The organism is Veillonella parvula (assembly GCF_945949885.1).
Lineage (GTDB): Bacteria > Bacillota > Negativicutes > Veillonellales > Veillonellaceae > Veillonella > Veillonella parvula_B.
Genome location: NZ_CAMFFZ010000004.1, coordinates 1 through 25675, shown reverse-complemented (window position 1 = coordinate 25675; position 25675 = coordinate 1). Strand labels below are relative to the sequence as shown.

The 25675-nt window shown below is 37.2% G+C and carries 25 protein-coding genes and 1 other annotated feature; of the genes, 24 read left to right on the top strand and 1 reads right to left on the bottom strand.

The annotated features are described in order from the left end of the window. The first annotated feature begins 4 nt into the window (after nt 1-4). Genes Q7O55_RS02220 through Q7O55_RS02205 form a run of 4 tightly spaced genes read left to right on the top strand, consistent with a single transcriptional unit; the run spans nt 5 to nt 3418 of the window. Nucleotides 5-1051: a SufD family Fe-S cluster assembly protein gene (locus Q7O55_RS02220; protein ID WP_303927971.1), complete on the top strand. Its 1047-nt coding sequence runs from the start codon at nt 5-7 to the stop codon at nt 1049-1051. Between the two features lie 12 nt (nt 1052-1063). Next, nucleotides 1064-2293 carry a SufS family cysteine desulfurase gene (locus Q7O55_RS02215; RefSeq protein WP_303927969.1) on the top strand — a complete coding sequence of 410 codons (1230 nt, stop codon included), beginning with the start codon at nt 1064-1066 and terminating at the stop codon, nt 2291-2293. A gap of 14 nt (nt 2294-2307) precedes the next feature. Continuing rightward, entirely contained in the window at nt 2308-2733 is a 426-nt protein-coding gene (sufU, locus tag Q7O55_RS02210; protein ID WP_004696027.1) for a Fe-S cluster assembly sulfur transfer protein SufU, read from the top strand. A gap of 1 nt (nt 2734) precedes the next feature. Then, on the top strand, nt 2735-3418 hold the full coding sequence (locus Q7O55_RS02205) for an HAD hydrolase-like protein (protein ID WP_303927968.1): 684 nt from the start codon (nt 2735-2737) through the stop codon (nt 3416-3418). Nucleotides 3419-3493: 75 nt separating this feature from the next. On the opposite strand, the gene Q7O55_RS02200 is transcribed toward Q7O55_RS02205, so the two are convergent. Next, the gene (locus Q7O55_RS02200; protein WP_303927967.1) at nt 3494-4006 is read right to left on the bottom strand and encodes an S-adenosylmethionine decarboxylase family protein; all 513 of its coding nucleotides are present in this window, start codon (nt 4004-4006) and stop codon (nt 3494-3496) included. A gap of 213 nt (nt 4007-4219) precedes the next feature. Between Q7O55_RS02200 and Q7O55_RS02195 the strand changes: the two genes are divergently transcribed. The 20 genes from Q7O55_RS02195 to bioF all read left to right on the top strand — a co-directional run bounded on the left by Q7O55_RS02195 (nt 4220) and on the right by bioF (nt 25545). Beyond that, entirely contained in the window at nt 4220-4699 is a 480-nt protein-coding gene (locus tag Q7O55_RS02195) for a CtsR family transcriptional regulator (protein ID WP_303927966.1), read from the top strand. 6 nt (nt 4700-4705) lie between these two features. Beyond that, the gene (locus Q7O55_RS02190; protein ID WP_303927965.1) at nt 4706-5245 is read left to right on the top strand and encodes a UvrB/UvrC motif-containing protein; all 540 of its coding nucleotides are present in this window, start codon (nt 4706-4708) and stop codon (nt 5243-5245) included. 9 nt (nt 5246-5254) lie between these two features. Continuing rightward, the gene (locus tag Q7O55_RS02185) at nt 5255-6316 is read left to right on the top strand and encodes a protein arginine kinase (protein WP_303927963.1); all 1062 of its coding nucleotides are present in this window, start codon (nt 5255-5257) and stop codon (nt 6314-6316) included. Nucleotides 6317-6550: 234 nt separating this feature from the next. Then, nucleotides 6551-8998 (top strand): ATP-dependent Clp protease ATP-binding subunit, encoded by a 2448-nt coding sequence (locus Q7O55_RS02180; protein ID WP_303927962.1) that lies wholly within the window; start codon nt 6551-6553, stop codon nt 8996-8998. Nucleotides 8999-9161: 163 nt separating this feature from the next. Then, nucleotides 9162-10535, top strand: a complete 1374-nt coding sequence (radA, locus tag Q7O55_RS02175; protein WP_303927961.1) for a DNA repair protein RadA — start codon at nt 9162-9164, stop codon at nt 10533-10535. Between the two features lie 15 nt (nt 10536-10550). After that, complete coding sequence (locus Q7O55_RS02170) at nt 10551-11702, top strand: PIN/TRAM domain-containing protein (protein WP_303927960.1); 1152 nt, start codon at nt 10551-10553, stop codon at nt 11700-11702. Next, complete coding sequence (ispD, locus tag Q7O55_RS02165) at nt 11686-12861, top strand: 2-C-methyl-D-erythritol 4-phosphate cytidylyltransferase (RefSeq protein WP_303927959.1); 1176 nt, start codon at nt 11686-11688, stop codon at nt 12859-12861. The genes Q7O55_RS02170 and ispD overlap by 17 nt, the downstream gene beginning before the upstream one ends. 2 nt (nt 12862-12863) lie before the next feature. Beyond that, nucleotides 12864-14333, top strand: coding sequence for a glutamate--tRNA ligase (gene gltX / locus Q7O55_RS02160; protein ID WP_303927958.1), 1470 nt, complete (start codon nt 12864-12866; stop codon nt 14331-14333). Between the two features lie 118 nt (nt 14334-14451). Next, on the top strand, nt 14452-15423 hold the full coding sequence (locus Q7O55_RS02155) for a bile acid:sodium symporter family protein (protein WP_303927956.1): 972 nt from the start codon (nt 14452-14454) through the stop codon (nt 15421-15423). A gap of 245 nt (nt 15424-15668) precedes the next feature. Then, nucleotides 15669-15875 (top strand) — a binding site (T-box leader). Between the two features lie 49 nt (nt 15876-15924). Then, on the top strand, nt 15925-17373 hold the full coding sequence (cysS, locus tag Q7O55_RS02150; protein ID WP_303927955.1) for a cysteine--tRNA ligase: 1449 nt from the start codon (nt 15925-15927) through the stop codon (nt 17371-17373). Continuing rightward, nucleotides 17363-17839 (top strand): Mini-ribonuclease 3, encoded by a 477-nt coding sequence (locus Q7O55_RS02145; protein WP_042466765.1) that lies wholly within the window; start codon nt 17363-17365, stop codon nt 17837-17839. The genes cysS and Q7O55_RS02145 overlap by 11 nt, the downstream gene beginning before the upstream one ends. Before the next feature lies 1 nt (nt 17840). Next, entirely contained in the window at nt 17841-18572 is a 732-nt protein-coding gene (gene rlmB / locus Q7O55_RS02140) for a 23S rRNA (guanosine(2251)-2'-O)-methyltransferase RlmB (RefSeq protein ID WP_303927954.1), read from the top strand. Nucleotides 18573-18574: 2 nt separating this feature from the next. Next, nucleotides 18575-19108 carry an NYN domain-containing protein gene (locus Q7O55_RS02135; protein WP_303927953.1) on the top strand — a complete coding sequence of 178 codons (534 nt, stop codon included), beginning with the start codon at nt 18575-18577 and terminating at the stop codon, nt 19106-19108. A 73-nt stretch (nt 19109-19181) separates the two neighbouring features. Continuing rightward, on the top strand, nt 19182-19856 hold the full coding sequence (sigH, locus tag Q7O55_RS02130; protein ID WP_303927951.1) for an RNA polymerase sporulation sigma factor SigH: 675 nt from the start codon (nt 19182-19184) through the stop codon (nt 19854-19856). A gap of 5 nt (nt 19857-19861) precedes the next feature. After that, a complete protein-coding gene (gene secG, locus Q7O55_RS02125) occupies nt 19862-20098 on the top strand; it encodes a preprotein translocase subunit SecG (protein ID WP_298712683.1) in 237 nt (78 codons plus the stop codon). A 55-nt stretch (nt 20099-20153) separates the two neighbouring features. Next, nucleotides 20154-22517, top strand: coding sequence for a ribonuclease R (gene rnr, locus Q7O55_RS02120; RefSeq protein ID WP_303927947.1), 2364 nt, complete (start codon nt 20154-20156; stop codon nt 22515-22517). Between the two features lie 8 nt (nt 22518-22525). Continuing rightward, a complete protein-coding gene (gene smpB, locus Q7O55_RS02115; protein ID WP_303927946.1) occupies nt 22526-22996 on the top strand; it encodes an SsrA-binding protein SmpB in 471 nt (156 codons plus the stop codon). Nucleotides 22997-23152: 156 nt separating this feature from the next. Beyond that, the gene (locus Q7O55_RS02110; RefSeq protein ID WP_303927945.1) at nt 23153-23653 is read left to right on the top strand and encodes a hypothetical protein; all 501 of its coding nucleotides are present in this window, start codon (nt 23153-23155) and stop codon (nt 23651-23653) included. Nucleotide 23654: 1 nt separating this feature from the next. Further along, nucleotides 23655-24383: a 6-carboxyhexanoate--CoA ligase gene (locus tag Q7O55_RS02105; RefSeq protein ID WP_303927943.1), complete on the top strand. Its 729-nt coding sequence runs from the start codon at nt 23655-23657 to the stop codon at nt 24381-24383. Between the two features lie 4 nt (nt 24384-24387). Continuing rightward, nucleotides 24388-25545, top strand: a complete 1158-nt coding sequence (gene bioF, locus Q7O55_RS02100) for an 8-amino-7-oxononanoate synthase (protein ID WP_369691700.1) — start codon at nt 24388-24390, stop codon at nt 25543-25545. The last annotated feature ends 130 nt before the right edge of the window (nt 25546-25675 follow it).

Genomic DNA, 25675 nt, shown 5'->3' with positions numbered 1-25675 from the left:
AATTATGAGCGAATTACTATTTAATGAACTCCCTAGACCGACATTCAGATGGTTGCGCGTTAATCATACTGTAAGCTCTCTAGCTGGAGAAGATACAGCGGTACAATCCATCGCTGTGGAAGCGAATAAAGATATACTTTCACCATTACCTGTTGGTACAGCATTACTAGATGATAATTATGAAGGTGCTAATAAAGAAGCTGTTCAAGTATTAGTTGAAAAAGCGGGAGGCTATGCTATCAATGTGCCTCCTAAGGCGAAAGAAGTTGTAGGCATCCGCATTGATGCTAATGCTCGTGTGGCAAATCGTTTTCAATTTATCGTTGGTGAAGATGCTGAACTAGAAGTACAATTCTATGTAACTGGTTCTGGCGATGCATTGACAAATGTTAGCTATTTAAACGAGTATGATGTTAAAGAAGCTGGTAAGGTTGTGGTAAAAAAGGTAAATCTTTTGCCTGAACATGTACAACATATCGAGCATAGATACACTAAATTAGAAGATAAAGCAGATGTAGAATACATCAATATTGAAATTGGTGGTAGTGAAAACATCTTGAATTACTATCATGATTTAGTAGGCCAAGAATCTCGTATGGTTCATGACATTGCTTATCTTGGTAATAAAGAGCAAAAATTTGATATTTCTATGATTATGAGTCATGGTGGTAAAAAATCATTTAGTGATATTCATACCTTAGGTGCTCTAAGCGGTAATTCAAAAAAATCCTTCCGTGGCACTCTTGATTTCCTTCGTGGTGCGACTGCTTCTGAAGGGGCGGAAGAAGATACTTGCTTATTGTTAGATCCAACTGTAAAATCTATTTCTTTACCACTTTTATTGTGTAAAGAAGATAATGTAGTTGGTAATCATGCAGCAAGTGCAGGCCAAATTGATCATAATAAATTGTTCTATATCATGAGCCGTGGCTTTAGTGAGGTAGAAGCAAAACATATCATTGTTGAATCTATGATTCGACCTATTATTGATCGCATTGGTGATGAAACGATTGAAGAAGCGGCTTTAGTAGCTGTACGTAATAAAATATAAAGAGGCGTTTTTATGAGACCAATTGCAGAAGCATACAAAGACTTTCCTATATTACATAAAGAGCATAATGGGCACCGTGTTATCTATTTAGATAGTGGTGCTACTGCACAAATTCCACAGTCCGTAATTGACCGTATTGTGGAACATATGACACAACGTAATGGTAACCCACATCGTGGTTCTCATATTTTAGCCATTGAAGCATCTGAAGACTATGAAAATGCACGAGATCGCGTAGTTGAATTTATCAATGCTCGCGAACGCGAAGAGGTTATATTTACACGTAATAGTACGGAGTCAATGAACTTGATTGCACACAGCTATGGCCTTCATAATGTGAAAAAAGGTGACAAGATTGTCATTACTGTTGCTGAACATCATGCAAATCTTGTAACATGGCAATACGTAGCAGAGCAGACGGGGGCAACCTTAGAATACATGTATCTTGATGAACATGGGCACTTAAAAGCTGGTGAAATCAATAAAATTGATGAAAAGACTAAAATTGTTGCTTTCGCTCATGTTAGTAACGTGCTTGGTATGGAATTCCCTGTAAAAGAATTAACTGAGAAGGCTCACTCTGTAGGTGCTATTGTTGTTCTAGACGGTGCTCAATCTACACCTCATAAAAAAATTGACGTACAAGCATTAGATTGCGATTTCTTCGTATTTTCTGGTCATAAAATGTGTGCATCTCAAGGAATTGGTGTACTATACGGTAAACGTGAATTATTAGAAGTTATGCCTCCATTTCTATTGGGTGGAGATATGATTGAGTATGTAAAAGAACAAACTGCTACATTCAATGAGCTTCCATATAAGTTTGAGGCAGGTACTCCAAATGCTGATGGTGCTGTTTCCTTGCATGCAGCTATTGATTATTTGGAATCTTTTGGAATGGATGCTATAGAAGCCTATGAAGAGGAGTTAGTAGCTTATATTCTTCCTAAGATTGTTGAATTGCCACATGTCCATGTTATTGGTTCTCAAAATCCTAAGGAAAAACATGGCGTTATTGCGTTCACTGTAGATGATGTACATCCTCATGACGTAGCTACGATTTTGGATTCTAAGGGAATCTGCGTTCGTTCCGGTCACCATTGTGCACAACCATTAGGTGCGTTCTACAATGTATCTGCATCTACTCGTTTAAGTATGTACTTATACACTCGCAAGGAAGATTTAGACGCATTCCTTGAAGTATTAAAGACTGTTCGTTCAGTAATGGGGTTTAAAGATTAGGAGAGTTACCACTAATGGAAATGGATCAATTATATACGGAACTTATTTTGGAACATAACCAAGATAAACGTAATAAGCATGAATTATCTGAATTTACAAATTCTGAACATGGACATAACCCTAGTTGTGGTGATGATCTAACATTACAACTCAATGTAGTAGATGGTATCATTAAAGATGCTGCATATACAGGTTCTGGCTGTGCTATTAGCCAAGCATCTGCATCTATGATGATTGATATCATTAAGGGAAAATCCGTTGAGGAAGCGCTTCGTTTGGTTGAAATTTTCTTAGGTATGATTAAAAAAGAGATTACCGATGAAAATGAGTTAGAAGAATTAGAAGATGCTATGGCTCTACAAAATATTTCTAACATGCCAGCACGTGTAAAATGTGCAGTTCTTGCATGGCATACATTGAAAGAGGCTTTAAAGAAATAATATGAAGAAAACGATATTATTTGATTTAGATGGAACTTTAACTGACTCTCAAGAAGGTATTTTGAAAAGCATTAAATTTGCATTGGAATATTTCGGTTATAAGGTACCTGATGAAGAAACATTACAATTATTCTTAGGGCCACCATTGGTAGATGCTTTCCAAGAACATTGTGGCTTGACCTTTGATCAAGCGGAAGAAACATATTTTAAATTCCGTGAACGTTATGGTACCATCGGTAAATTTGAAAATAAAGTATATCCGAATATTGTAGACTTATTGACTAAATGTAAAACGGAACAATATACTATAGCTGTAGCTACTGCAAAACCAGAACATTATGCTAAAGATATTTTAGATCACTTTGAGTTGACACCTTATTTTGATGTTATCGTTGGTGCTAATTACGAAGCCGGATTGTTACACAAGAAAGAAATTCTTGAAAAAGCCCTCATGCTTTGTGGTAATCCATTAACTGATGAAAATGGCCGTCGATTGACATTCATGGTTGGAGATCGTAAGTACGATGTAGAAGCGGCTAATGAACTTGGCTGTATCTCCATCGGTGTTACCTATGGCTATGGCTCGGAATCTGAGTTAAAAGAAGCAGATTCCGAATATATCTGTGATGATGTTGATGAAATTGCTGATGTTCTCAATCTTGAAGAAATGATGATTCGTAGATAAGCTATATAAGTAGAATTACATATCAATCCAAATAAAAAGCTAGAGGAAATCCTCTAGCTTTTTTGTATCTTACTTTTATGTTATTTTTTTTAAGCCGCTTTTTTTAGCTAATGTTTTAATAACTTTCGCACTTTGTTTTTTCAACTTGCCGCCAGTTTGTTTTAGTTGGATACGTGTACGAGAAACACGACCAAGTGTAGTAATCTTAGTTTTTCGACGTGGTTTCATATCACGTTCGTTACCAAAGTCGCCACGTTGCACACTTGTTGCCTTTACTTTTTCAGCTCTAAAAGATTTACGTAAGGCTTTCATAATTAACGTAAGCGGTAATATTTGCTCGAAGGAATACAAATCAACTGCTACATAACCAAGTGCAGGATATGTGTGCAATGTAAAGTGAAAACCTGGTGCGACAGAAAGGAGGGCGATTTCCTCATCCATAACCTGACAACTGATTTCATCAACATCAAGTTCAGCTAAGTCAAATGCAGTTGCTACACTTTCCTGTACAGCTGTAGCGGATGAAATTGCGTCTTCATCGCAGGAATATAAATCAATTAACAGTTCTTGTCCTAATGCTTCTGCCATAACAACACCTTCCTTCGGAAAATAATATCTCATTTATTATACATAGATTTAAGCATTAAGTCCAATTATATGAGAATATATTAAAAGTCAAATGTTATTTTTATGAAATTTGACTTTTATATTGACTAAGGTCAAAAAGTCAAATATAATAGAGCTATGCTAAAGAACAAATAGTCAAAACTATAGTAAATAAACTTTAAAGGGGTGTTATTTATGAGTATGATAGCTGATAAAATAGAAAAATTTATATTAGACCGTATGCGTGAAGAGCAAGAAAAGCTAATTTTAAAGCGTAATGAATTGGCTGATGAATTAGATTGTGCTCCATCCCAAATTAGTTACGTATTAAGTACACGCTTTTCTAATGAGCGCGGTTTTGATGTTGAGTCAAGACGAGGTTTGGGTGGGTATATTCGAATCAAAAAAATTAACCCAGAAAGTTCAGATTCTTTACCTGCTGTTACAACTTATCGGATTTATGAAGGTTCAAACACGGTAGAACGATTAATTGATATGCGGGATGTAGATCAATCATTATTTCAACTATTACAATCCGAAAAGATTACCCGTCGTGAAGCTCAATTGATGCATAATTCTTTTGCTACATTAATTGAAAATGTTAACGTAGAAGAACGTAATGATGCTGTTCGCCAATTATATGCATCAATGGTGGACACATTACGGAAGGAGTGATGATCTATGTTATGTGATCATTGCCATAAGAATGAAGCTACTATCCATATGACTAATATCATAAATAATCAAAAGACTGAACAACATCTTTGCGGTGCTTGTGCAACCGAGTTACAACAAGCCGGAAAATTATCCCCTTATAGTTCTTTTATGAATGATATGTGGGATAATAACTTTTTTACTAATGATTTTTTTAAGAATATGGTGTATCCAGATAACTTATTAAAAGCTCATCAATCTAAAAGATGCCCTCAGTGTGGTATTACTTATGATGAATTCAATCGGGTAGGTAAGTTTGGCTGTGGTCAATGTTATGAGACTTTTAATAGTGAAATAAATCCATTATTAGAACGAATACAAGGTAGTTCTGAATATGAAGGAACTATATCTAGTCGTGGTACTAATGTATTCAAAGCAAAGTATGAAATAAAGCAACTACGCCGTCAATTAGATACAGCTATTCAAGCTGAAAACTTTGAAGAAGCCGCAATTTTGAGAGATAAAATTAAAAATCTAGAAGTTATCATCGATGGTGATAAAGAATAGGAGGTTCTTATGTTAGATACTATACTGGACTTACCTCTAAGTCAGTGGCTGTGTCAGGATATAGAGGCAACAGACCACATTGTAATTTCAAGCCGTATACGTTTGGCGAGAAATTTTGATGATATATTGTTTACGAATCGTGAAGATACAGTTTCCTTGGAAAAAGTAAAGACAATCTCTCGAGGCTTATTGCCAATATTAAAAAAGGCTGATGGACATCAATATACAAATATCAGCCTTGAGCAATTAAGTCAACGTGAACGTGCTGTCTTAGTTGAAAAGCATTTAATGAGTCCTGCTTTAGAGGAACACTTACCGTATCGTAATTTGATCGTATCTGATGATGCTTCTATCGTAATTATGGTAAATGAAGAAGATCATTTACGTATTCAATCTATGGCTTCAGGACTTAAATTGCAACAAGCTTATAATCATGCAGTTCAAATTGATAAAGCCATCGAAGAAAAATACCCTTATGCCTTTGATGAGCGATTTGGTTATTTAACTGCTTGTCCCACTAATGTGGGTACAGGTTTACGAGCATCTGTTATGTTACATTTACCCGCATTGACCTTATCTGGTCGTATTACGAGATTCATTCGTAACATAATACAACTAGGTTACTCTGTACGAGGGTTGTATGGTGAAGGTTCTGAGGCTTTGGGTTGTATTTATCAGATTTCTAATCAACGAACGATGGGGATTAGTGAAGAAGCAACTATTGAGCAATTAAATAAAATCGTAGAAGGAATTATTGCAGAAGAACGAAAGTCTCGGCAGTTTTTATTACATAATGATAAAGAAGGTTTGGAAGATATACTATGGCGATCTTATGGAGTTTTACAATATGCACGACGTGTAAACGGTAAAGAGGCACTTAGTAAGCTTAGTGATATTCAATTAGGTGTAGATTTAGAAATATTACCATTCTGGGGTAAAGATACTTTTAATGAGCTTGTTGCTATAACTAGACCAAACTTCCTCTGTAAATACTTAGGAAATGAAAATTTGACAGATGCTGCTCGAGACAGTTATCGTGCAAAAGTGATACGTCAAAAACTTTCAAATTAATATAAGTACATAAATAATTAATGCATGATTATTTATTTTGTATAGATTGATTTATATAATTTTTTAGTTTAACTATTAAGAAATTTGTAAGAAATAGTAAATATATATACTAGATAGCATAATAGATTAATAGGTTTAATATCAGTTTTTGATAGTCCAATGGTTATTTCACCATTGTTTACATATATTTGAAGAGAAACAATTATAATTTACATAGATAGATGAGGTGATATTATGATGCAACGGTTTACAGACGATGCACAGCGTGTTCTTTCGTTAGCTCAAGAGGCTGCTTTGGAGTTAGGGCATGACTATGTCGGTACTGAACACGTACTCATCGGCCTTACAAAGGTTAAAAATGGGGTAGCAGCTAAAGCTTTAGAAGAGCTTGGTCTTGTTACAGAAGATATTTTTGAAGCTGTAGAACAACATGTAGGTCGTGGTAATAAAAAGGCAACATCAATATATATGACACCTCGCGTTAAACATGTACTTGAGCTTGCCATTCAAGTAGCAAATCACATGAATCACAACTACGTTGGTACTGAGCATATTCTATTGGGCCTACTTAGCGATGGTAGCGGTGTTGCTGTTGCTATTCTACGAGCTATGAATATACGTAGTAATGACGTAGTAGAAGCAATTCGTAGTATTCTTGGCTCGAATAAAGTTAGCAATAATGGTGGTCAAGAGGGAATAAATAGCAATAATGATTTAGGTGAGCTGTCAGATTTTGCAACTGACCTTAATGAGTCTGCTAAACAAGGTAAGATTGATCCTGTTATTGGCCGCGATACCGAGATTCAACGAGTCATTCAAATTCTCAGCCGTAGAACTAAAAATAATCCTGTTCTTATCGGTGAACCAGGTGTAGGTAAAACAGCTATTGCCGAAGGCTTGGCACAGCGTATTGTGACTGGTAATGTACCTGAGATTTTACGTAATAAACGCATTATTTCTATTAGTATTGGTTCTATGTTAGCAGGTGCCAAGTACCGTGGTGAATTTGAAGAACGGTTGAAAAAAGCCATTGATGAAGTACAACAACATGATGATATGATTATCTTTATAGATGAAATTCATACATTGGTTGGGGCAGGTGCTACTGAAGGCGCTATGGATGCAGCTAATATCTTAAAGCCTGCTTTGGCACGTGGCGAGTTCCAAGTTATCGGTGCCACAACACTTGATGAATATAAGAAACATATAGAAAAAGATGCTGCTTTAGAGCGTCGTTTTCAACCCGTTCAAGTAGGAGAGCCTAACGAAGAGGATGCTCTTGAAATTTTAAAGGGATTAAGAGATCGGTATGAAGCTTTCCATAAGGCTAAGATTACAGATGAGGCATTAACAGCAGCTGTGTCTTTATCTAGCCGATATATTACAGATCGATTCTTACCTGATAAGGCTATCGATGTAGTCGATGAAGCTGCATCTAAGGTTCGTATGAAAGTATTTTCTGCAGCACCTGATGTTAAAGCATTAGAGGATCGCCTCAATACAGTTAAGAAAGAAAAAGAAGCGGCTGTTACGTCTCAAGATTTCGAAAAGGCTGCAAAGCTTCGCGATGAAGAACAATCACTTTTAAAAGAAATTGGTGATAAAAAATCTATCGCTAAAGAAAAAAGTGATCAAAAGTTAATAGTAACAGAGGAAGACATAGCTGCTGTAGTAGCGCAATGGACAGGCATTCCAGTGGCTAAAATTGCAGAAGAAGAGTCTGCAACCTTACTACATTTGGAAGAAGAACTTCATAAACGCGTAGTAGGTCAAGATGAGGCTGTTACTGCTGTAGCTAAAGCTGTACGCCGTGCAAGGGCTGGATTAAAAGACCCAAAACGGCCTATTGGTTCATTCTTGTTCCTTGGGCCAACTGGTGTAGGGAAAACTGAGCTAGCAAGAGCGCTTGCATCCTCTTTGTTCGGCGATGAATCTGCTATGATTCGACTTGATATGTCTGAATATATGGAAAAACATACTGTGTCTCGCTTAGTCGGTGCCCCTCCAGGTTATGTAGGCTATGAAGAAGGTGGCCAATTAACAGATGCGGTACGTCGCAAACCATATAGCGTTATCCTCCTCGATGAAGTGGAAAAGGCACATGCAGATTTCTTTAATATTTTGTTACAAGTTCTTGATGATGGTCGTCTTACTGATAGTCAAGGAAGAACTGTAGATTTCAGAAATACAGTTATTATTATGACAAGTAACTTAGGTGCTAAAGCTTTACATAAAAACTCTCCAGAACTTGGTTTCTTAGCGGCTAAAAAATCTGATTTCAATGTAGATGAAAATAAAGAAATTGAGTTTAAAGAGGCTAAGAAGTCAGTAATGGATGCGGTGAAACGTCATTTTAGACCTGAGTTTTTAAACCGCATCGATGAAATGATTGTATTCCATCCATTAACAGAAGAGGACTTAAAAGAAATTGTAACCATTTTAATGAGTGATGTCACAAAACGCCTTGGAGAACGTGATTTACAATTAGAAATAACTCCTGAGGCTATGAAATTTCTCGTTAAGGAGGGCTCTGATTTTACAATGGGGGCTCGACCATTAAAACGTGCTATTCAACGTTTAATTGAGGACCCAGTGTCCGATCTTATTTTGAAAGGAGATGCAAAAGAAGGTAAAATTATTAAAGCAGATGCAAAGGATAACGATCTTGTTGTATCAATATGATAAAAATACAAATTATACAGTTGATGACTACCTTTCATATAAAAAATATAAGTTAAATGGTATACTATAGAATGATGATAGTTAACCATGTAGTAAAATTATGCATAAAAGGTCATGAATGGTTATCATTCATGACCTTTCTTTTTAAATGTATTGAGGTGTTATGGCAAAAGCAAAATCTGTATTCTTTTGTCAAAATTGTGGGGCTGAATCCTCTAAGTGGATGGGCCGTTGTCCACAATGTGGAGAATGGAATACATTAGTTGAAGAAATAATTAAAGAAACTAAACATAGCCGCACACCTTCTCGAGGTGTTGGAAATCAAACGGCGAAGCCTACTGCCTTGCCAGATATCGAAATTTCTTCTATTGTACGCGTATCTACAACCTTTGGTGAAATTGACCGTGTATTAGGTGGGGGCATAGTGCCTGGTGCTCTAATGCTTTTAGGTGGTGATCCTGGTATTGGTAAATCTACTCTGTTACTACAGGTTTCTCAGAAGGTAGCCGATACAGTAGGAGCAGTTCTTTATGCATCTGGTGAAGAGTCTCAGTTACAACTTAAACTTCGAGCAGAACGACTACATATTAATAGTGAACGGTTACAAGTTATTGCAGATACAGATCTAGATCATATATTAGAGCAAGCTGATACAATGACTCCTTCTTTACTAGTCATTGATTCTATACAAACTATGTATACGGGAGATATAGATGCTGCGCCAGGCAGTGTTAGTCAAGTTCGTGAATGCACATCTCGCCTACTTCGCTTCTGTAAAGAACGAAATATTCCAACCGTTATCATTGGACATGTAACGAAAGAGGGGAATATAGCTGGCCCACGTATGTTAGAACATATGGTAGACGTAGTGTTTTACTTTGAAGGGGAGCGTTCTTATCAATTCCGTATATTACGGTCTATTAAAAACCGTTTTGGATCTACATCAGAAACAGGCATTTTTGCCATGGTAGAGGAAGGGTTACAGGAATTGTCCAATCCGTCTGCTTCTCTTTTAGCCGAGCGTTCCGATGAAGAAAGCGGCAGTGCCGTCATGATTTACCTTGAAGGGGTTCGTCCTATCTTAGTAGAGGTACAAAGCTTGGTAGTTACTACGGCCTTTGGTATGCCACGACGCACGGCGATAGGTTACGATCTCAATCGATTAATTGTATTATTGGCTGTTTTAGAAAAACGCTGTGGCTTTACATTAGGTAATAAAGACGTGTATGTAAATGTTATAGGTGGTCTCAAGGTAAATGAACCTGCTTGTGATTTATCTATGGCGGTTGCCATTGTGTCAAACCTGAAAAATCGAATCGTTCCAACAGATATGGTAATTTTAGGTGAAGTAGGCTTAACTGGTAATGTTCGCAGTATTCCTCGCATTGAACAGCGTATAAATGAAGCCAAGAAATTAGGTTTTAAAAAGTTTATTATTCCTGAAGGCAACTATAAACAAATTAAGGATAATGATAGTTCTATCAAAATTAAAGGTGTCAAATCTATACAAGAGGCGATGCAACTCGTATTTTCTTAATTAGGAGGTGATTTCATGATTTATCGGATTTTACGCTATGTAATAGCCATTTTAGTAGGTACAGCAGCCTACGTGGGAATGGACAGCTTAGCACCTATTATTGACCCATATTTGGTTTCCCAATTTGAATCTTTTGGGGACATGTCATTAACAATTGCACGTATTGCAGTATTAATCGTAGGTACTCTATTAGGCCTTGTTATTGGTTATCTGATTTCATCATTTATTCTGAAACAAGGTTTAGTAATTTCTAAAAGATTAGAGCGTATTCTTACTCATATTCCAAATCAAGAATTGATTGCAGGCACCATCGGTTTATTATTCGGCCTTATTATTGCAAATCTAATTGGTGTTGCATTCAATCAAGTACCTATTATAGGACCTTATATTCCTATAATTCTGAGTGCTATTTTTGGATATAGTGGACTTAAAATCATGGCTCGTAAAGGCCCCGAAATGTACAATAACTACGTACAACAATGGGGAGGAGATAGCACTAAAAAAACAAGTCGTTTTAAAATGTTTTCAACTCATAAATTAGATAAATCCTCTAGTGCGCCAAAATTACTAGATACTTCAGTTATTATTGACGGTCGTATCAAAGAACTATGCGCTACGGGCTTTGTTGAAGGTCCCCTGATGGTGCCACTATTTGTATTAAATGAATTACAGGTAATTTCTGACTCTGCGGATGCTACGAAACGAAACCGTGGACGACGTGGCCTTGATATTTTGAAGGATATGCAAGATACCAATAAGGTAGCTATAGAAATTGTTGAAGATGATTATGATGATCTTGTAGAAGTTGATTCAAAACTTATGCGACTTGCTTTAGATAAGCAATGGAAATTGATGACTAACGATTTTAATTTGAACAAGGTGGCTCGTGTACAAGGCATTGAAGTTCTTAACCTCAATGAATTGGCGAATGTGTTAAAGCCAGCTCTTATTGCAGGAGAGTGGCTTCGCGTACAAATCATGAAAGAAGGTAAGGAAGTACACCAAGGCGTAGCGTATCTTGATGATGGTACGATGATTGTCGTAGAGGATGGTAAGCCTTATGTTGGTCAAAATGTAGAGGTTATGGTTACATCCATATTACAAACGAGTGCAGGACGGATGATTTTTGCTCGTGTAGATGGAGGACAAAATGGACAAGGCAATTAGTTGTATCGTTCTCGCTGCAGGTGCTGGTCGCCGTATGGCATACAAGGAGAATAAAATATTTATCCCTCTAGGGCAATATTCTATTATTCAACGTACATTACAAAATGTGGCAAAGCTAAATGATTTAAAGGAGATAATTCTCGTTGTAGCTGAAGGTGAAGAAGGATATATGGCCGAACATATTAAACCTTTAGAGTTTACGGTCCCTGTTCGCATTGTCCTAGGTGGTGCAGAGCGTCAAGATTCTGTGGCATATGGGCTCAAAGCTGTATCAGAAGATAGTAATATTGTACTGGTTCATGATGGAGCGCGACCATTAGCTTCTACAGAACTGTTTAATAATGTTGTTGACGCGGCTAATACCTATGGAGCGGCTACTGTAGGTGTTCCAGCTACGGATACCATTAAACGAGTTGATACGGACCATAATGTTCTAGAAACATTACAGCGCAGTGAACTATACCAAATTCAAACGCCACAAGGCTTTCAAAAAGAACTATTTAAAGAGGCCCATCAAAAGGCTCATGATGAAAAATATTTAGGCACTGATGATGTGTCCCTCGTCGAGTATTTAGGGCAGCCTGTATATATAGTAGATGGAGATTATTGTAATATTAAAGTGACAACACCAAATGATATTGCAGTAGCTAAACGATATTTAGGAATTGAGGATAAACGTATGCGTGTTGGATTTGGTTATGATATTCATCAATTAAAAGCAGGTCGTCCTTGTATCTTAGGTGGTGTTCATATAGAATCTGACCTTGGACCTGATGGTCACTCCGATGCGGATGTTCTTATTCATGCCTTGATGGATGCCATGTTGGGTGCTGCAGGTTTACGGGATATTGGATACTATTTTCCACCTGAAGATGACCAGTATAAAGGGATTTCTAGCATGCTTTTACTAGAAAAAGTAAATTTCTTATTGAAAGAACGTGGGTTACAAGCCTATAATATTGATATTATGGTTATTTCTGAGACACCTAAATTAAAACCTCACATTGATATGATGAAGGCGAATTTACAGTCTATTTTAGAGATACCATTAGATCGCATTAGTATTAAAGCGACAACGAATGAAATGCTCGGGGCTATTGGGCGCCGCGAAGGCATTGCTGCACAAGCTGTCGTTTCTGTATATGAAGGAGAGATTTAATCATGAGTTCCATGAAAGTTCGTTTTGCTCCAAGCCCTACGGGTCCATTCCATATTGGTGGTGCTCGTTCTGCTTTGTTTAACTGGCTATTAGCACGTAAGGAAAAAGGCACATTTGTATTGCGCATTGAAGATACGGATTTAACTCGTTCCACACGTGAAAGTGAAGAGAATATTAAAGCTTCCTTACAATGGCTTGGCATGAACTGGGATGAAGGCATTGATGTAGGCGGTAATAATGGTCCTTACCGTCAAACAGAACGTCTTGATTTATATAAAAAAGTAACACAACGCTTATTGGATGAAGGTAAAGCTTATGAGTGTTATTGTACTCCTGAAGAGTTAGATGCGGTGCGTCAAGATCAAATGGAGCGTGGAAAAACACCGAAATACAACGGTCATTGTGAACACTTAGATGAAGAGACAAAGGCTAAATACATTGCTGAAGGTCGTAAACCTACAATTCGTTTGCGTGTACCGTTGAATAAAACATATGCTTTTGATGATATGGTACGTGGGCATGTATCCTTTGAATCTAATGGTGTTGGTGATTTTGTAATTGTAAAATCTGATGGCATTCCTGTATATAATTTTGCTGTAGTAATGGACGATCATATGATGGGGATTACTCACGTTATTCGTGCAGAAGAACATCTATCCAATACACCTCGACAAATGGCCATATATGAAGCTCTTGGCTGGGAAGTCCCTAAGTTTGGTCATATTTCTTTAATTCTTGGTAAAGACTACAAGAAAATGTCTAAACGTCATGGTGCTACCTCTGTTGAACAATACAAACAATTAGGTTATTTGCCAGAAGCACTTGTAAACTTCTTGGCACTTCTTGGTTGGGCTCCTGAAGGTGAAGAAGAATTCTTCACACAAGATGAATTGATTCAGGCTTTCTCTATGGATCGGGTAGCGAAAAATCCTGCTGTATTTGATATTGATAAGTTAAACCATATAAATTTCCACTACATGAAGAATTTGAGTAATGAAGAGTTATTCCACCTTTGTTTACCACATTTAAAAGAGGTTGGTTTAGCTCCAGATAGCTTGAATCAAGTTGATATCGATTGGTTGACATTGTTATGCTCTACATTCCGTGATCATATTAGCTATGGTGCTCAAATTAAAGATCATGTAGGTTTGTTTATGGGCGAAACAGTATTCCTTGAAGAGGGGCATGAAGAGGAGTTGCGTGCTGTATTGAAAGAAGAAACAGCCCCAACAGTTCTCGGCGCTTTCCGGAATGCATTGGCTGAACTTGATGAAATTACACCTGAAGTTGTAAAAGCAACAATCAAGGCGGTAATGAAAGAAACCTCTTTAAAAGGTAAATTCGTATTTATGCCAATTCGTGTAGCTTTAACAGGTCAAATGCATGGTCCAGATTTGAATAATATTGTCACATTACTTGGTAAAGAAAAGTGCTTACATCGTTTAGATAATGTAGGTGCATTAACAAAATAAATTTGATCAATTAATCAAAGGAGTTCACGTAACAGGTGTTATGTGAACTCTTTTTGTATATGTTGTTAATATTCTATAGAAATGCTATAATAATCGGCGTATTAAATTTTGATTTATTATGAAAGCGAGTGTTTTTATGAGTGTTATTCGTTCTATTAATCACTTATTCAATAGTTATCTATCCTGGATAGTACTATTGATGGCTGTTTTAGCATATATGCTACCTGCAGTATTTTCTTGGATGACTCCTTACATTGCTTACATGCTGCAGTTTGTTATGTTTGCGATGGGGTTAACATTAACAGCTCAAGTCTTTATTGATGTATTTAAGCAACCAATGAAGGTTATTCTTGTATCCGTAATCCAATTCTTATGGATGCCATTAGCAGGTTTTTTAGTAGCCGTAGCATTTAATTTTCCACCAGAAGTTGGGGTTGGTTTTATCTTGTTAGGTGCATGTCCTGGTGGTACTGCTTCTAATGTAATGACCTTTCTTGCCAATGGTAATGTTCCTTTATCCGTATCGGCAACGACTGTATCTACATTATTGGCACCTATTTTAACGCCTTTATTTGTCGTATTATATGCAGGTGCAACATCTTCTATTGAAATTCAATTTATGCCAATGTTTATATCTATTGTAAAAATTGTGTTGGTACCAATTATTTTAGGAATTGTATTGAATTACTTTATTGGCGCAAAAATTGAACCTGTAAAATCTGTATGCCCAACAATTGCAGCTATCGCGGTATTGCTTATCTTGGCAGCTGTAACTGCAGTTAACCAGAAGCAAATTGCCGAAACTGGTTTCATTATCTTTGTAGCATGTTTAGTACAAAATTTGAGTGGTTATGTTGTGACATACTTGGTATGTAAAGCCCTCAGTATTGATGTGTCTTCTCGTCGTGCTATGCAAATCGAAGTGGCTATGCAAAATTCTGCATTATCAGTATCTTTAGCACTTAAACATTTTACGCCACAAGCTGCGGTAGCAGGTGCAGTATTCTCCATTATTCATAACTTTACGGGCTCCATCTTTGCGGGGATTTGCCGTAAACATGATGATCAAGAAAAGCTGGAAAACGCATAATATTAATTGATATTAACTAATAAAATTGCCATTAATTGTTTTCTATAAAAGTTATTGTTATTTATAATAATAGTGGTCAGATATTTTAATTATATTGATCCTCATCATTTCTAATTAAGTTGGCTGAAATACACATGTATGATAGGCTAATAGCTAAATTTAAAAGATGAGGATTTTTCTTATAATTATTGACATTCTATAGCATTATTGGTAGAATAATTTTATATATAAATATAGATTATATAATAATAGCTGAGACTGAAAGAAGTACTCTACAACTAACTTTTTAGCGAGAACCGATGGTGGGAGGGTTCATGGATAGGTAGACGAAATGCATTCACGAGCTGACACTCCGATTATAGGTAGGTTTGTCCGGTGACGCGCCGTTATGCGATGAGTGGGTACCACTGTTGGTGCCTAACAGAGTGGAACCGCGGACCATCGTCTCTGTATGAGATGAGAGGTCTTTTTTATTTTACAAAAATGGAGGCATCGGTAACGATGAGAGAAATTACTGTTTATAATACTATGACGCGCCAAAAAGAGGTATTCAATCCTGTAACACCAGGCGATGCTAAAATGTATGTGTGTGGTGTTACACCATATAATCATCCTCATATTGGCAATGCACGTCCTTTCGTAACTTGGGACGTAATTCGTCGCTATATGAAACATGTAGGCTATAAAGTAACATATGTACAAAACTTTACTGATGTGGATGATAAAATCATCAACACATCTAATGGTGAAGGTGTATCTTGGGACACCATTGCAAACCGTTATATTGATAGCTATTTTGAAGTAATGGATGCGCTTGGTGTACAACGTGCAGACATTTATCCACGTGTATCTACACATATTGATGATATCATTGCTATGATTCAAACATTGATTGACAAGGGCTATGCCTATGAACTTGATGGCGATGTATATTATAGTGTAGAGAAATTTGAACATTATGGTGAGTTATCTGGTCGTACATTAGACGATATGGAAGCAGGCGCACGTATCGAAGTAGATGGTCGTAAGAAGAATCCTATGGACTTTGCTTTGTGGAAAGCAGCAAAACCTGGTGAACCATATTGGGAAAGCCCATGGGGGAATGGTCGTCCAGGTTGGCACATTGAATGTTCTGCTATGAGCCAAAAATATTTAGGTACAGAATTTGACTTCCATGGCGGTGGTAGCGATTTGATTTTCCCACATCACGAAAATGAAATTGCTCAATCAGAAGGTTGCTCTGGTCAACATCCAGCAGTGCGCTACTGGTTGCACAATGGTTTTATCACTATTAATTCTGAAAAAATGTCTAAGTCCTTGAATAATTTCTTTTTGGTAAAAGATATTTTAGAACAATATAGTCCTGATGCATTGCGTTACTTCTTATTGAGCACGCATTACCGTAGCCCATTAGATTTCTCTGATGAGCGTTTAGAAGAAGCTAATAAATCTTTGGAACGGTTAAGCACGGCTATTGAAAATCTTCTTTATCTTGAAAAATGTGAACCAGGTGCATGTGATGAAGCTCAACGTTTATTAGAAAAAGCGAAAGAATACGAAGAAGAATTTGAGGCTGCCATGAGCGATGACTTCAACACGGCTTTAGCAACATCTAGCATGTTTGGTCTCGCAAAGGAAATAAATATTTATTATCAAGCAGTAACAAGTAGAGAAGGCGTTGTTTGCCAAGAGGCAATTGCTGAAGTAAAACGCATTTTCAAATTTATGACAGATGTTATTGGCGTTCTCGAAAAAGCTTGGGAAGGCAACACGGGCGCCAATGCTGCTGAATACGAAGAATTAATGCAAGTTATTCTTTCTGTACGTCAAGCTTGTCGCGAACAAAAACAATGGGCATTAGCTGATTGTATCCGCGATCGATTAGCTGAGATTGGTATTACCATTGAGGACTCTCCTCAAGGTGCACGGTGGAAAAAACGTGAAGTTTAAACAATTTCAATTCTTAAAGAATGAAGCGATAAAGAAACTAACGGCTCTTGAAGAAGAGCCGCTTCGTTTGCGCAAACGAACAATAGAGGAGTGCTTAAGTGCTGATGCAGTTATGCTAGCATATATCGGTGATGCAGTATACTCCATGTATGTGCGTGAACGCGTGGTACAAATGAATATTACAAAAGTACAGATTTTACATACTATCGTTACTGAATTTATTTGCGCTAAATCACAGGCGAAAGTATTGCTAGAAATAGAAAATACTTTCACAGAAGATGAACAAGCTATTGCACGCCGTGCTAGAAATAGTAATGTAAACGTGCCTAAAAGTAGTACTGTTCAAGAATATCGCAGTAGTACGGCCTTTGAAGCAGTACTAGGATTTCTTTATGAAACGCGCCAAGAAGAGCGCTTACAGCATATCATGGGGCAAGCCTTTTCTATAACTCTACGAGGTATGTAGTATGGATAATTATATTGTAGGTCGCAATGCGGTTAAAGAAGCCCTTAAAAGTGGTCGTTCTATTCAACGTATTTTGGTCAGCGAAGATAAGGTAAAAACAGGGCTAGCTGATATTGTAGGTCTTGCTAAATCTCAAGGGATTGAAGTTAGACCAACACCAGTTAAGCAGATGAATAAGTACGATTTAGAGGTACCACATCAAGGGGTTATAGCTCTTGTATCGGCCGTTCAATTTAAAGAATTGGGAGAGGTATTACAAGAAACAACACATGAGGTTCCTTTACTTATCTTAACGGATGGTGTTGAAGACCCACATAATATGGGAGCGATCATTCGTACTGCTGAATGTGCGGGAGCTGCGGCTGTACTCATTCCTAAACGACATAATGCGCCTATTAATGCTACTGTTGCAAAGACATCTGCAGGTGCTATTGAACAAATTCCACTTGTACAAATTGGTAATGTAGCGCAAACCATTAAACAACTTCAAAAACAAGGGTTTTGGGTAATGGGGGCTCATATGGAAGGCGATCGTACCTTGTATGAAGCTGATATGACAATTCCTACGGTTATCGTCATTGGTAATGAAGGTAAGGGGATTAGTCGCGTTGTAAAAGAAGCTTGTGATTTCCTTGTAACAATTCCTATGTATGGGAATTTGAATTCTTTGAATGCATCTGTTGCAGCTGCAGTTCTTATGTATGAGGCGGTACGTCAACGCCAAGCGAAATAACTATGCTGAAAGATATCTTAATTGTAGACGGATACAATGTAATTTTTGCATGGACTCATTTGAAAAAATTGGCTCATGAGTCCTTAGAACATGCGAGAATGGAACTTCGAGATAGATTGTTAAATTATGGTAAATTCAAGGGCTATGAAGTAATCCTTGTGTTTGACTGTAAATATACAAAATCCGGAGGCTCCATTGAATCCATCACAAGTGGATTCATTGAAGTATATACTGAGGATGGAGAAACGGCGGATTCATTTATTGAACGAGAGGTATTTTTACGTAAAGGCGAATATACTAATGTATATGTTGTAACCTCTGATGGGGCAGAACAGAATCAAATTCTAGGCTCTGGAGGGTTGCGTATTTCTGCTCGTGAGTTGCAAAATATGATTCGTATTGCTAAGGAAGAAGAACGACTTCAATATGCTCATGAACATAGACGTGATCAATTTTCAGTGCGTCGTAATGAAGTGGGAGGTTTATTATCTCCTGAAGTGGCTGAAAAGCTTGAGAAATTGCGCCGTGGTCATTGATAGTTGAAAATCATATATAGTTCCAGTATAATAAATATATTGGTTTTTCTCATTCAATTGTAAGGAGGCGCTTATGAAAATGATTCATACACGCAAGTCCGATTACAATTTCAAGGAAATGACCGATGAGCAAGTTGTGGTCATAGCTCAAGAAGAGCAAAATGAGTTTGCAATCGATTATATTGTTAATAAATATAAGAACTTTGTTCGAGCTAAGGCTCGCTCCTATTTCTTGGTAGGTGCCGATAGAGAGGACATCATCCAAGAAGGTATGATTGGACTCTATAAGGCGACGCGTGATTTTAAACACGATAAGTTAGCGTCCTTTAGAGCCTTTGCGGAACTTTGTATAACTAGACAAATTATTACAGCCATTAAATCGGCTACAAGACAAAAACATGCGCCTTTGAACTCCTATATATCCTTAAATAAACCGGTATATACTGAGGACTCTGAGCGTACATTGATCGAAATGCTATCTTCAACAAAGGTTACAAATCCTGAAGACCTTATCATCAGTCAAGAGGAACTAGATGATATTGAGCGTAATATTGGTCATCTTTTAAGTGATCTCGAGTGGGAGGTCTTGGAAGGATATCTAGATGGACGTTCTTATCAAGAAATGGCTGAGGTCACAGATCGCAGTGTTAAATCTATTGATAATGCGCTGCAAAGGGTAAAACGTAAATTAGAGAAATATTTAGAACATCGTGTATTGGGTTCGCAACGAGCCTCACAGGAAGGATGATAGTCGTGACAAATTTTTTAATGATCCTAGAAGTAATCGTATCAATTTTATTAATCGTAGTTGTAGTTGCACAGAATAGTAAAAGCTCTGGTATGGGCGGTGCAGTTTCTGGTGCGGCAGACTCTTCTTTTGGTGGTAAGGCCCGTGGTTTAGACGGTTTCTTGTCCAGATGTACGATTATATTGGGGATTATCTTTGCTGTGTTGAGCTTAGTTTTAGGGGCAATGATTAATCAATTCTAATGATGAAAGCCTGCATTGCAGGCTTTTTCTTTTTACATCCTAAGGGGGTGCAGATTTGAAGAAAAAGGTATTGGACTTTTATAAATCTATACAACCACATGCATATCATATTGAAGATGCTGCAATGGATAATCGTATTCAAGGCGGTAAAGATCTTGAAATGTTTATTCGATCTGCGAAAATGCTTGCCCGTGAAGGCGTATTAACTTCGACTCGTCCAGATGTTTATCAGTATGCAGATCAACAGCATGAAGAATATGAAGGTATCTATAAAGGTTATCGTAAGTCATATGGCTTTGTTATTATGCTGGATGATGAAGATATTTATGTAGCCGAACAAAATAAAGGTACAGCCATGCATAATGATAAGGTACGTGTTCGCATTGTACCATCAGATTATACTAAGCATAAACGTGAAGGCATCATCGTTGATGTTATTGAGCGTGCCAACGAAACTATTGTGGGTACTTACGATAGACAACAACATTTTGGCTTTGTTGTACCTGATGATGAACGCATTGGTACTGATGTTTTTGTGGACTTAAAAAATACTTTAGATGCTCGTAGTGGCGCTAAAGTTTTAGTAAAAATTACAAAATGGCCTGAAGGCGACAAAAAGCCTGAAGGGATTATTACAGAAATTCTAGGTTATAAGGGGGATGTAGGCCTAGATATTAACTGTATTATGGCTAACCATAAGATTCCTTTTGCCTTCCCTGAAGAGGTTATTAAGGCTAGTAAGAAGATAGATACTGTTATCCATGAGGATCCAAAACGTTGGGACCTTAGAGACTTACAAATGGTAACTATCGACGGAGAAGATGCAAAAGATCTTGATGACGCTGTAAGTGGTCGCAAATTACCAAATGGTAATTACGAACTAGGTGTACATATTGCGGACGTTAGTCATTACGTCACTTCTGGTCAGTCTATTGATAATGAAGCGTATAAGCGTGGTACTTCTGTTTATTTGGTGGACCGAGTGGTACCAATGTTGCCAGAGGTATTATCGAATGGCATTTGTAGCTTAAATGCACATGAGGACCGCTATGCTATGACGTGCATGATGGAGATTGATGATTCGGGTACAGTTGTTAATTATCGTATTCGTCCGTCTATTATCCACGTAGGACGTCGCTGCAGCTATAAGGAAGTTTATAAAGCGCTTGAAGAAAATATTATTCCTGACGATTTAGTAGATTTTATACCTATGCTTCGCGATTTAGCAGAGATTTCAAAGATTTTAAATCGGATGCGTCGTCGTAGAGGGGCATTAGACTTTGATTTTCCTGAGTATAAGATATTACTTGATCTCGACGGTACACCGTTGCGTATTGTAAAACGCGACCGAACTATGGCAGAGCGTCTTATCGAAGAATGTATGCTCATTGCTAATGAAACGGTAGCAACACATTTGAAAGATACTGAACGTACATCGGTATATCGTATTCATGAAAATCCAAGTGAAGAAAAATTGGATTTATTCCAAAAGGTATTAAATTATTTAGGTCAAAATCTCGTCCTCAGTGCTGATGGTGTAACACCTCGAGATTTTCAAAAAATCCTTAATGTAGTGAAGGGACAAGATATTGAGCAAGTAGCGCAAATTATGATCTTACGTTCTATGCAGCAAGCAAAATATAGCATTGAAAATGTCGGCCATTTTGGGTTAGCATCTACATGCTATACGCATTTCACATCTCCCATTAGACGGTATCCGGATTTGATGGTGCATCGTCTTTTAAAAGCGGATATGCACTGGAAAGGTGGATACTCTAAACGAGATGTAGATGAAGCCTTCTTGGTAGGTGCTGTGGAACATTCTTCCATACAAGAACAAGTAGCAACCGAAGCGGAACGTGAAACTACAGATCTTAAGAAGACTCAATACATGGTTCCTTTTGTAGGCGAAGTTTTTGAAGGTACTATTGCGAGCATAACATCCTTTGGCATGTTTGTAGAATTAGAGAATGGTATTGACGGTCTCGTGCATATTAGCATGATGAACGATGATTACTATTTCTTTGACGAAGAACACTTTGTCCTCGTTGGTAAGCGTACAGGTAAAACCTATCACTTAGGTGAAAAGGTTACTGTTACACTTGTAAAAGCCGATGTAGAAAAGAAACAAATCGACTTTGTCCTTGGTGAAGTAGATAACCTGATGGCTATCCAAGAAAAATTGAACAGTGGTTCCGATTATGCTACTAGTCGTGATGGTTTTGGCAGTTCTAAGGATTGTAAATCATCCCGTAAAAGCGGTAGAAAATCGTCTAAACGAGATGATTCAAAAACTGGACGTTCTAGATATGATGCTTTCAGCAAAAAATCTAAAAAAGGCAAATCGAGTCGTAAGAAGTCGAATAAAGCTACAAAACGTAGTCAATCCAAAAAATCTAAAAGTAAACGTAAACGATAGAGGGAAATATGGCAAAGAAAACTAGCCCATCGCTTATTGCTGATAATCGTAAAGCACGTCATGATTTTCATATTCATGAAACCTATGAAGCTGGCATTGCTTTAACAGGGACAGAAATAAAATCTATCCGCCAAGGTAAGCTTAATCTTAAAGATAGCTTTTGTCGTATAGATAAAGGGGAAATCTTGTTGTATGGCGTTCATATTAGCCCATATGAACAAGGAAATCGCTTTAACCATGAACCAGAGCGGACACGTAAGTTGTTGATGCATAAATCTGAAATCAATAAGTTATATGCCCAAGTTAAGGAGAAGGGGTTTTCTTTAGTACCACTTAACTTTCATTTCAGTCACGGTTATGTCAAGGTTACTGTAGGTCTAGTAACTGGTAAGAAATTATATGATAAGCGCCAAGATATGGCAGAACGTGATGCTAAGCGCGATATTGCTAAGCGAATTAAAGAACAGCAAAAATATTAAGAATCAAAAGGAATCAAGTCTATATGGCTTGGTTCTTTTTTGCATTATTTGTTAACTAAGAATATATTTTTAGTTGATAAAAATATAATGAGAATTTATAATGTAAACAATAAGAAATGTTTGTAGTTGACATTTTCTAAGTAGAGGAGATACATTATGAATCAGAATATTCGGTACATTACAGAAATCGCTATCTTAACGGCTATGATTACAGTATTAGGGGCAATTAAAATACCTAATATTATTCCTGGTATAGAGTTTCAACTGTCTGCGCCGTTAGCGGTCGCTATATGTGCTGTATTTGGGTTCAAAAAGTATATTATTAGTGGATGTTTATCTAGCTTGATTGGATTAGCATTAGGGACACAATCTATTCTTAATGTTATGATTGCCATGCAATTCCGTCTCATCGTAGGTCTTATTCTTTGGATGTGTCAAAACCATATGATTGGTATCATGATTTCTGGTCCAATTGCATCTGCTTTAGCGCGATTATCTTTGTCTTTATATGTTGGTAAGGCTGCATTACCTATGATAGCTCTCGCAGTTCCAGGTATGATCTTTACAGTAATTATGGCACCAGTATTTGTGAAAGTATTCTATAAAATTCACAACCAAGTACCTCAAAGTAATGTAGTTAAAGGTAAGGTATCATAATATGGATGAATTATATAGTGTGCGTATGCGCGCAGCTCAAGGTGGTCCCCATGAAAACGGGGGCCACCATATTTCTGGCGCAGAACGCATGGTGACCTTAAATCAAGTTGGATTTATAGCCCAGTCTTTAGCTGAACGAGCTTTGCATCACAGTAAAGGGACTGCTGATTTTATTAATATTACAGTGGACTTAATTCCGTCGGAAACAATTACCTATATAGATTGTTTAAAAGTAAAAGAACATACGGCAAATACAGTTACTGAAGCACATCAATTAGCTGTAAAACTTTTACAGGGGACTGATATTAGTGAGTCAGCTATTAGAAATTCTATTTTTTTATTAAAAAGTCTAGTTTCATCTATGCGGGGAGCTATGTTAGTTGATGCAATTTCTGGTGAGCGCCTCGATGCAGGTAATCGTGGTGTTCGCGTAAGTCATATGGATTCCTTTGATTCTGATAAACTAGGAGATAATGAACATATGAGAGAGGCCTTAGTATTGGCGTCTAAGGTGCAATCTGCAGAAGGGATTGTAGGCGAATTATGTTGGTCTGATGATCCAGATTACACAATAGGCTACGTCGCTTGTAATGGTGTTTACCATCGCATCCCTAATATGAAGGGAATTGGCTCTAATTTAGGGGGACGTGTATTTTTTGTTAAGCCGAATATTGATTTGGAAGGTGTAATTGAGTACTTGGAAAAAGCACCTGTACTTGTTCAGTGGTGATCGTATGTATAAATTCTTCCAAGAACAATTAGATAGTAAAATAAATAACCATAATTTGCGTACTCTAATGGAATACTGCCCTATAGATGCAGTACGAGTTAAAAAAGATGATAAAGAATATTTGATGATGGCGTCAAATAATTATTTAGGTCTTACCTTTGATCAACGTGTAAAAAATGAAGCCGTTAAAGGGGCTCAACAATATGGTACTGGTTCAGGCGGTTCCCGTCTTGTATCTGGTACATTTCCCTTGTTTACAAAACTTGAAAAGGAACTAGCAAAATTTAAGAATACAGAAAAGGCTCTCGTGTTTAATACTGGATACATGGCAAATGTAGGTACTATTTCTGCTATAGCAGATAAAAATACGATTATCTTTAGCGATGAATTAAATCATGCTAGTATTATTGATGGCTGTAGATTGAGTAAGGCTACTATAAAAGCCTATAGTCACTGTGATGTAGAGGAATTAAAGTTTTTACTTAAACAAGTAGATCGTAATGCACGTAAGCTCATTGTCACAGACGGCGTTTTTAGCATGGACGGTGACATAGCCCCATTAGATAAGCTCTACGAGCTCAGCCGTAAGTATCATGCTTTACTTATGGTAGACGATGCTCATGCAACGGGAACTATTGGCAACGGACATGGCACGGCTGCTTATTATGGTCTTGAAAAAGACGTGGATATTCAGCTAGGTACATTGAGCAAATCTCTAGGAGCTGTTGGCGGTTATGTGGCTGCTAATAGTACTATCATCGATTATCTAGTGAATATGAGTCGCAGTTTTATATTCTCTACGGCATTGTCTCCAGCCGATATAGGTGCCGCTTTGGCCGCATTACAAATCATAGAGTCTGATTCATCCGTATTAAGGCGACTACAAGACAATGTGAACTATATGACAGATTGCTTAAATTCTATGGGAATATATGCCACGAATGAAACTCCAATTTTTCCAATACTTATCGGTAGCAATGAGGATACTCTAGCAGTATCAAATCATTTATACAACGCTGGAATTATAGGTACAGCGATACGTCCACCTACAGTTCCTGTTGATGAAAGTCGAATTCGTCTAACCGTTACAGCTGCACATAATAGAGAACAAATTGATTATGTGTGCCGGACATTGGATAAAGCTATAAAAGCATTATCTTAGATTTATAATCTCAATTTGATTGTTCAATTTATGTTAGGACATAAATTGATTTAAAATCATAATAAGATTTGATGGATTGCAATAAGTAATGCGACAAAATTAAATCAATTTTCTGATCTCATGTTTAAAC

Bases quoted from the DNA above. Each gene is read 5' to 3' on its own strand.
- Q7O55_RS02220 (WP_303927971.1), top strand. From the start codon at position 5: ATGAGCGAATTACTATTTAATGAACTCCCTAGACCGACATTCAGATGG.
- Q7O55_RS02215 (WP_303927969.1), top strand. From the start codon at position 1,064: ATGAGACCAATTGCAGAAGCATACAAAGACTTTCCTATATTACATAAA.
- sufU (WP_004696027.1), top strand. From the start codon at position 2,308: ATGGAAATGGATCAATTATATACGGAACTTATTTTGGAACATAACCAA.
- Q7O55_RS02205 (WP_303927968.1), top strand. From the start codon at position 2,735: ATGAAGAAAACGATATTATTTGATTTAGATGGAACTTTAACTGACTCT.
- Q7O55_RS02200 (WP_303927967.1), bottom strand. From the start codon at position 4,006: ATGGCAGAAGCATTAGGACAAGAACTGTTAATTGATTTATATTCCTGC.
- Q7O55_RS02195 (WP_303927966.1), top strand. From the start codon at position 4,220: ATGAGTATGATAGCTGATAAAATAGAAAAATTTATATTAGACCGTATG.
- Q7O55_RS02190 (WP_303927965.1), top strand. From the start codon at position 4,706: ATGTTATGTGATCATTGCCATAAGAATGAAGCTACTATCCATATGACT.
- Q7O55_RS02185 (WP_303927963.1), top strand. From the start codon at position 5,255: ATGTTAGATACTATACTGGACTTACCTCTAAGTCAGTGGCTGTGTCAG.
- Q7O55_RS02180 (WP_303927962.1), top strand. From the start codon at position 6,551: ATGATGCAACGGTTTACAGACGATGCACAGCGTGTTCTTTCGTTAGCT.
- radA (WP_303927961.1), top strand. From the start codon at position 9,162: ATGGCAAAAGCAAAATCTGTATTCTTTTGTCAAAATTGTGGGGCTGAA.
- Q7O55_RS02170 (WP_303927960.1), top strand. From the start codon at position 10,551: ATGATTTATCGGATTTTACGCTATGTAATAGCCATTTTAGTAGGTACA.
- ispD (WP_303927959.1), top strand. From the start codon at position 11,686: ATGGACAAGGCAATTAGTTGTATCGTTCTCGCTGCAGGTGCTGGTCGC.
- gltX (WP_303927958.1), top strand. From the start codon at position 12,864: ATGAGTTCCATGAAAGTTCGTTTTGCTCCAAGCCCTACGGGTCCATTC.
- Q7O55_RS02155 (WP_303927956.1), top strand. From the start codon at position 14,452: ATGAAAGCGAGTGTTTTTATGAGTGTTATTCGTTCTATTAATCACTTA.
- cysS (WP_303927955.1), top strand. From the start codon at position 15,925: ATGAGAGAAATTACTGTTTATAATACTATGACGCGCCAAAAAGAGGTA.
- rlmB (WP_303927954.1), top strand. From the start codon at position 17,841: ATGGATAATTATATTGTAGGTCGCAATGCGGTTAAAGAAGCCCTTAAA.
- Q7O55_RS02135 (WP_303927953.1), top strand. From the start codon at position 18,575: ATGCTGAAAGATATCTTAATTGTAGACGGATACAATGTAATTTTTGCA.
- sigH (WP_303927951.1), top strand. From the start codon at position 19,182: ATGAAAATGATTCATACACGCAAGTCCGATTACAATTTCAAGGAAATG.
- smpB (WP_303927946.1), top strand. From the start codon at position 22,526: ATGGCAAAGAAAACTAGCCCATCGCTTATTGCTGATAATCGTAAAGCA.
- Q7O55_RS02110 (WP_303927945.1), top strand. From the start codon at position 23,153: ATGAATCAGAATATTCGGTACATTACAGAAATCGCTATCTTAACGGCT.
- Q7O55_RS02105 (WP_303927943.1), top strand. From the start codon at position 23,655: ATGGATGAATTATATAGTGTGCGTATGCGCGCAGCTCAAGGTGGTCCC.
- bioF (WP_369691700.1), top strand. From the start codon at position 24,388: ATGTATAAATTCTTCCAAGAACAATTAGATAGTAAAATAAATAACCAT.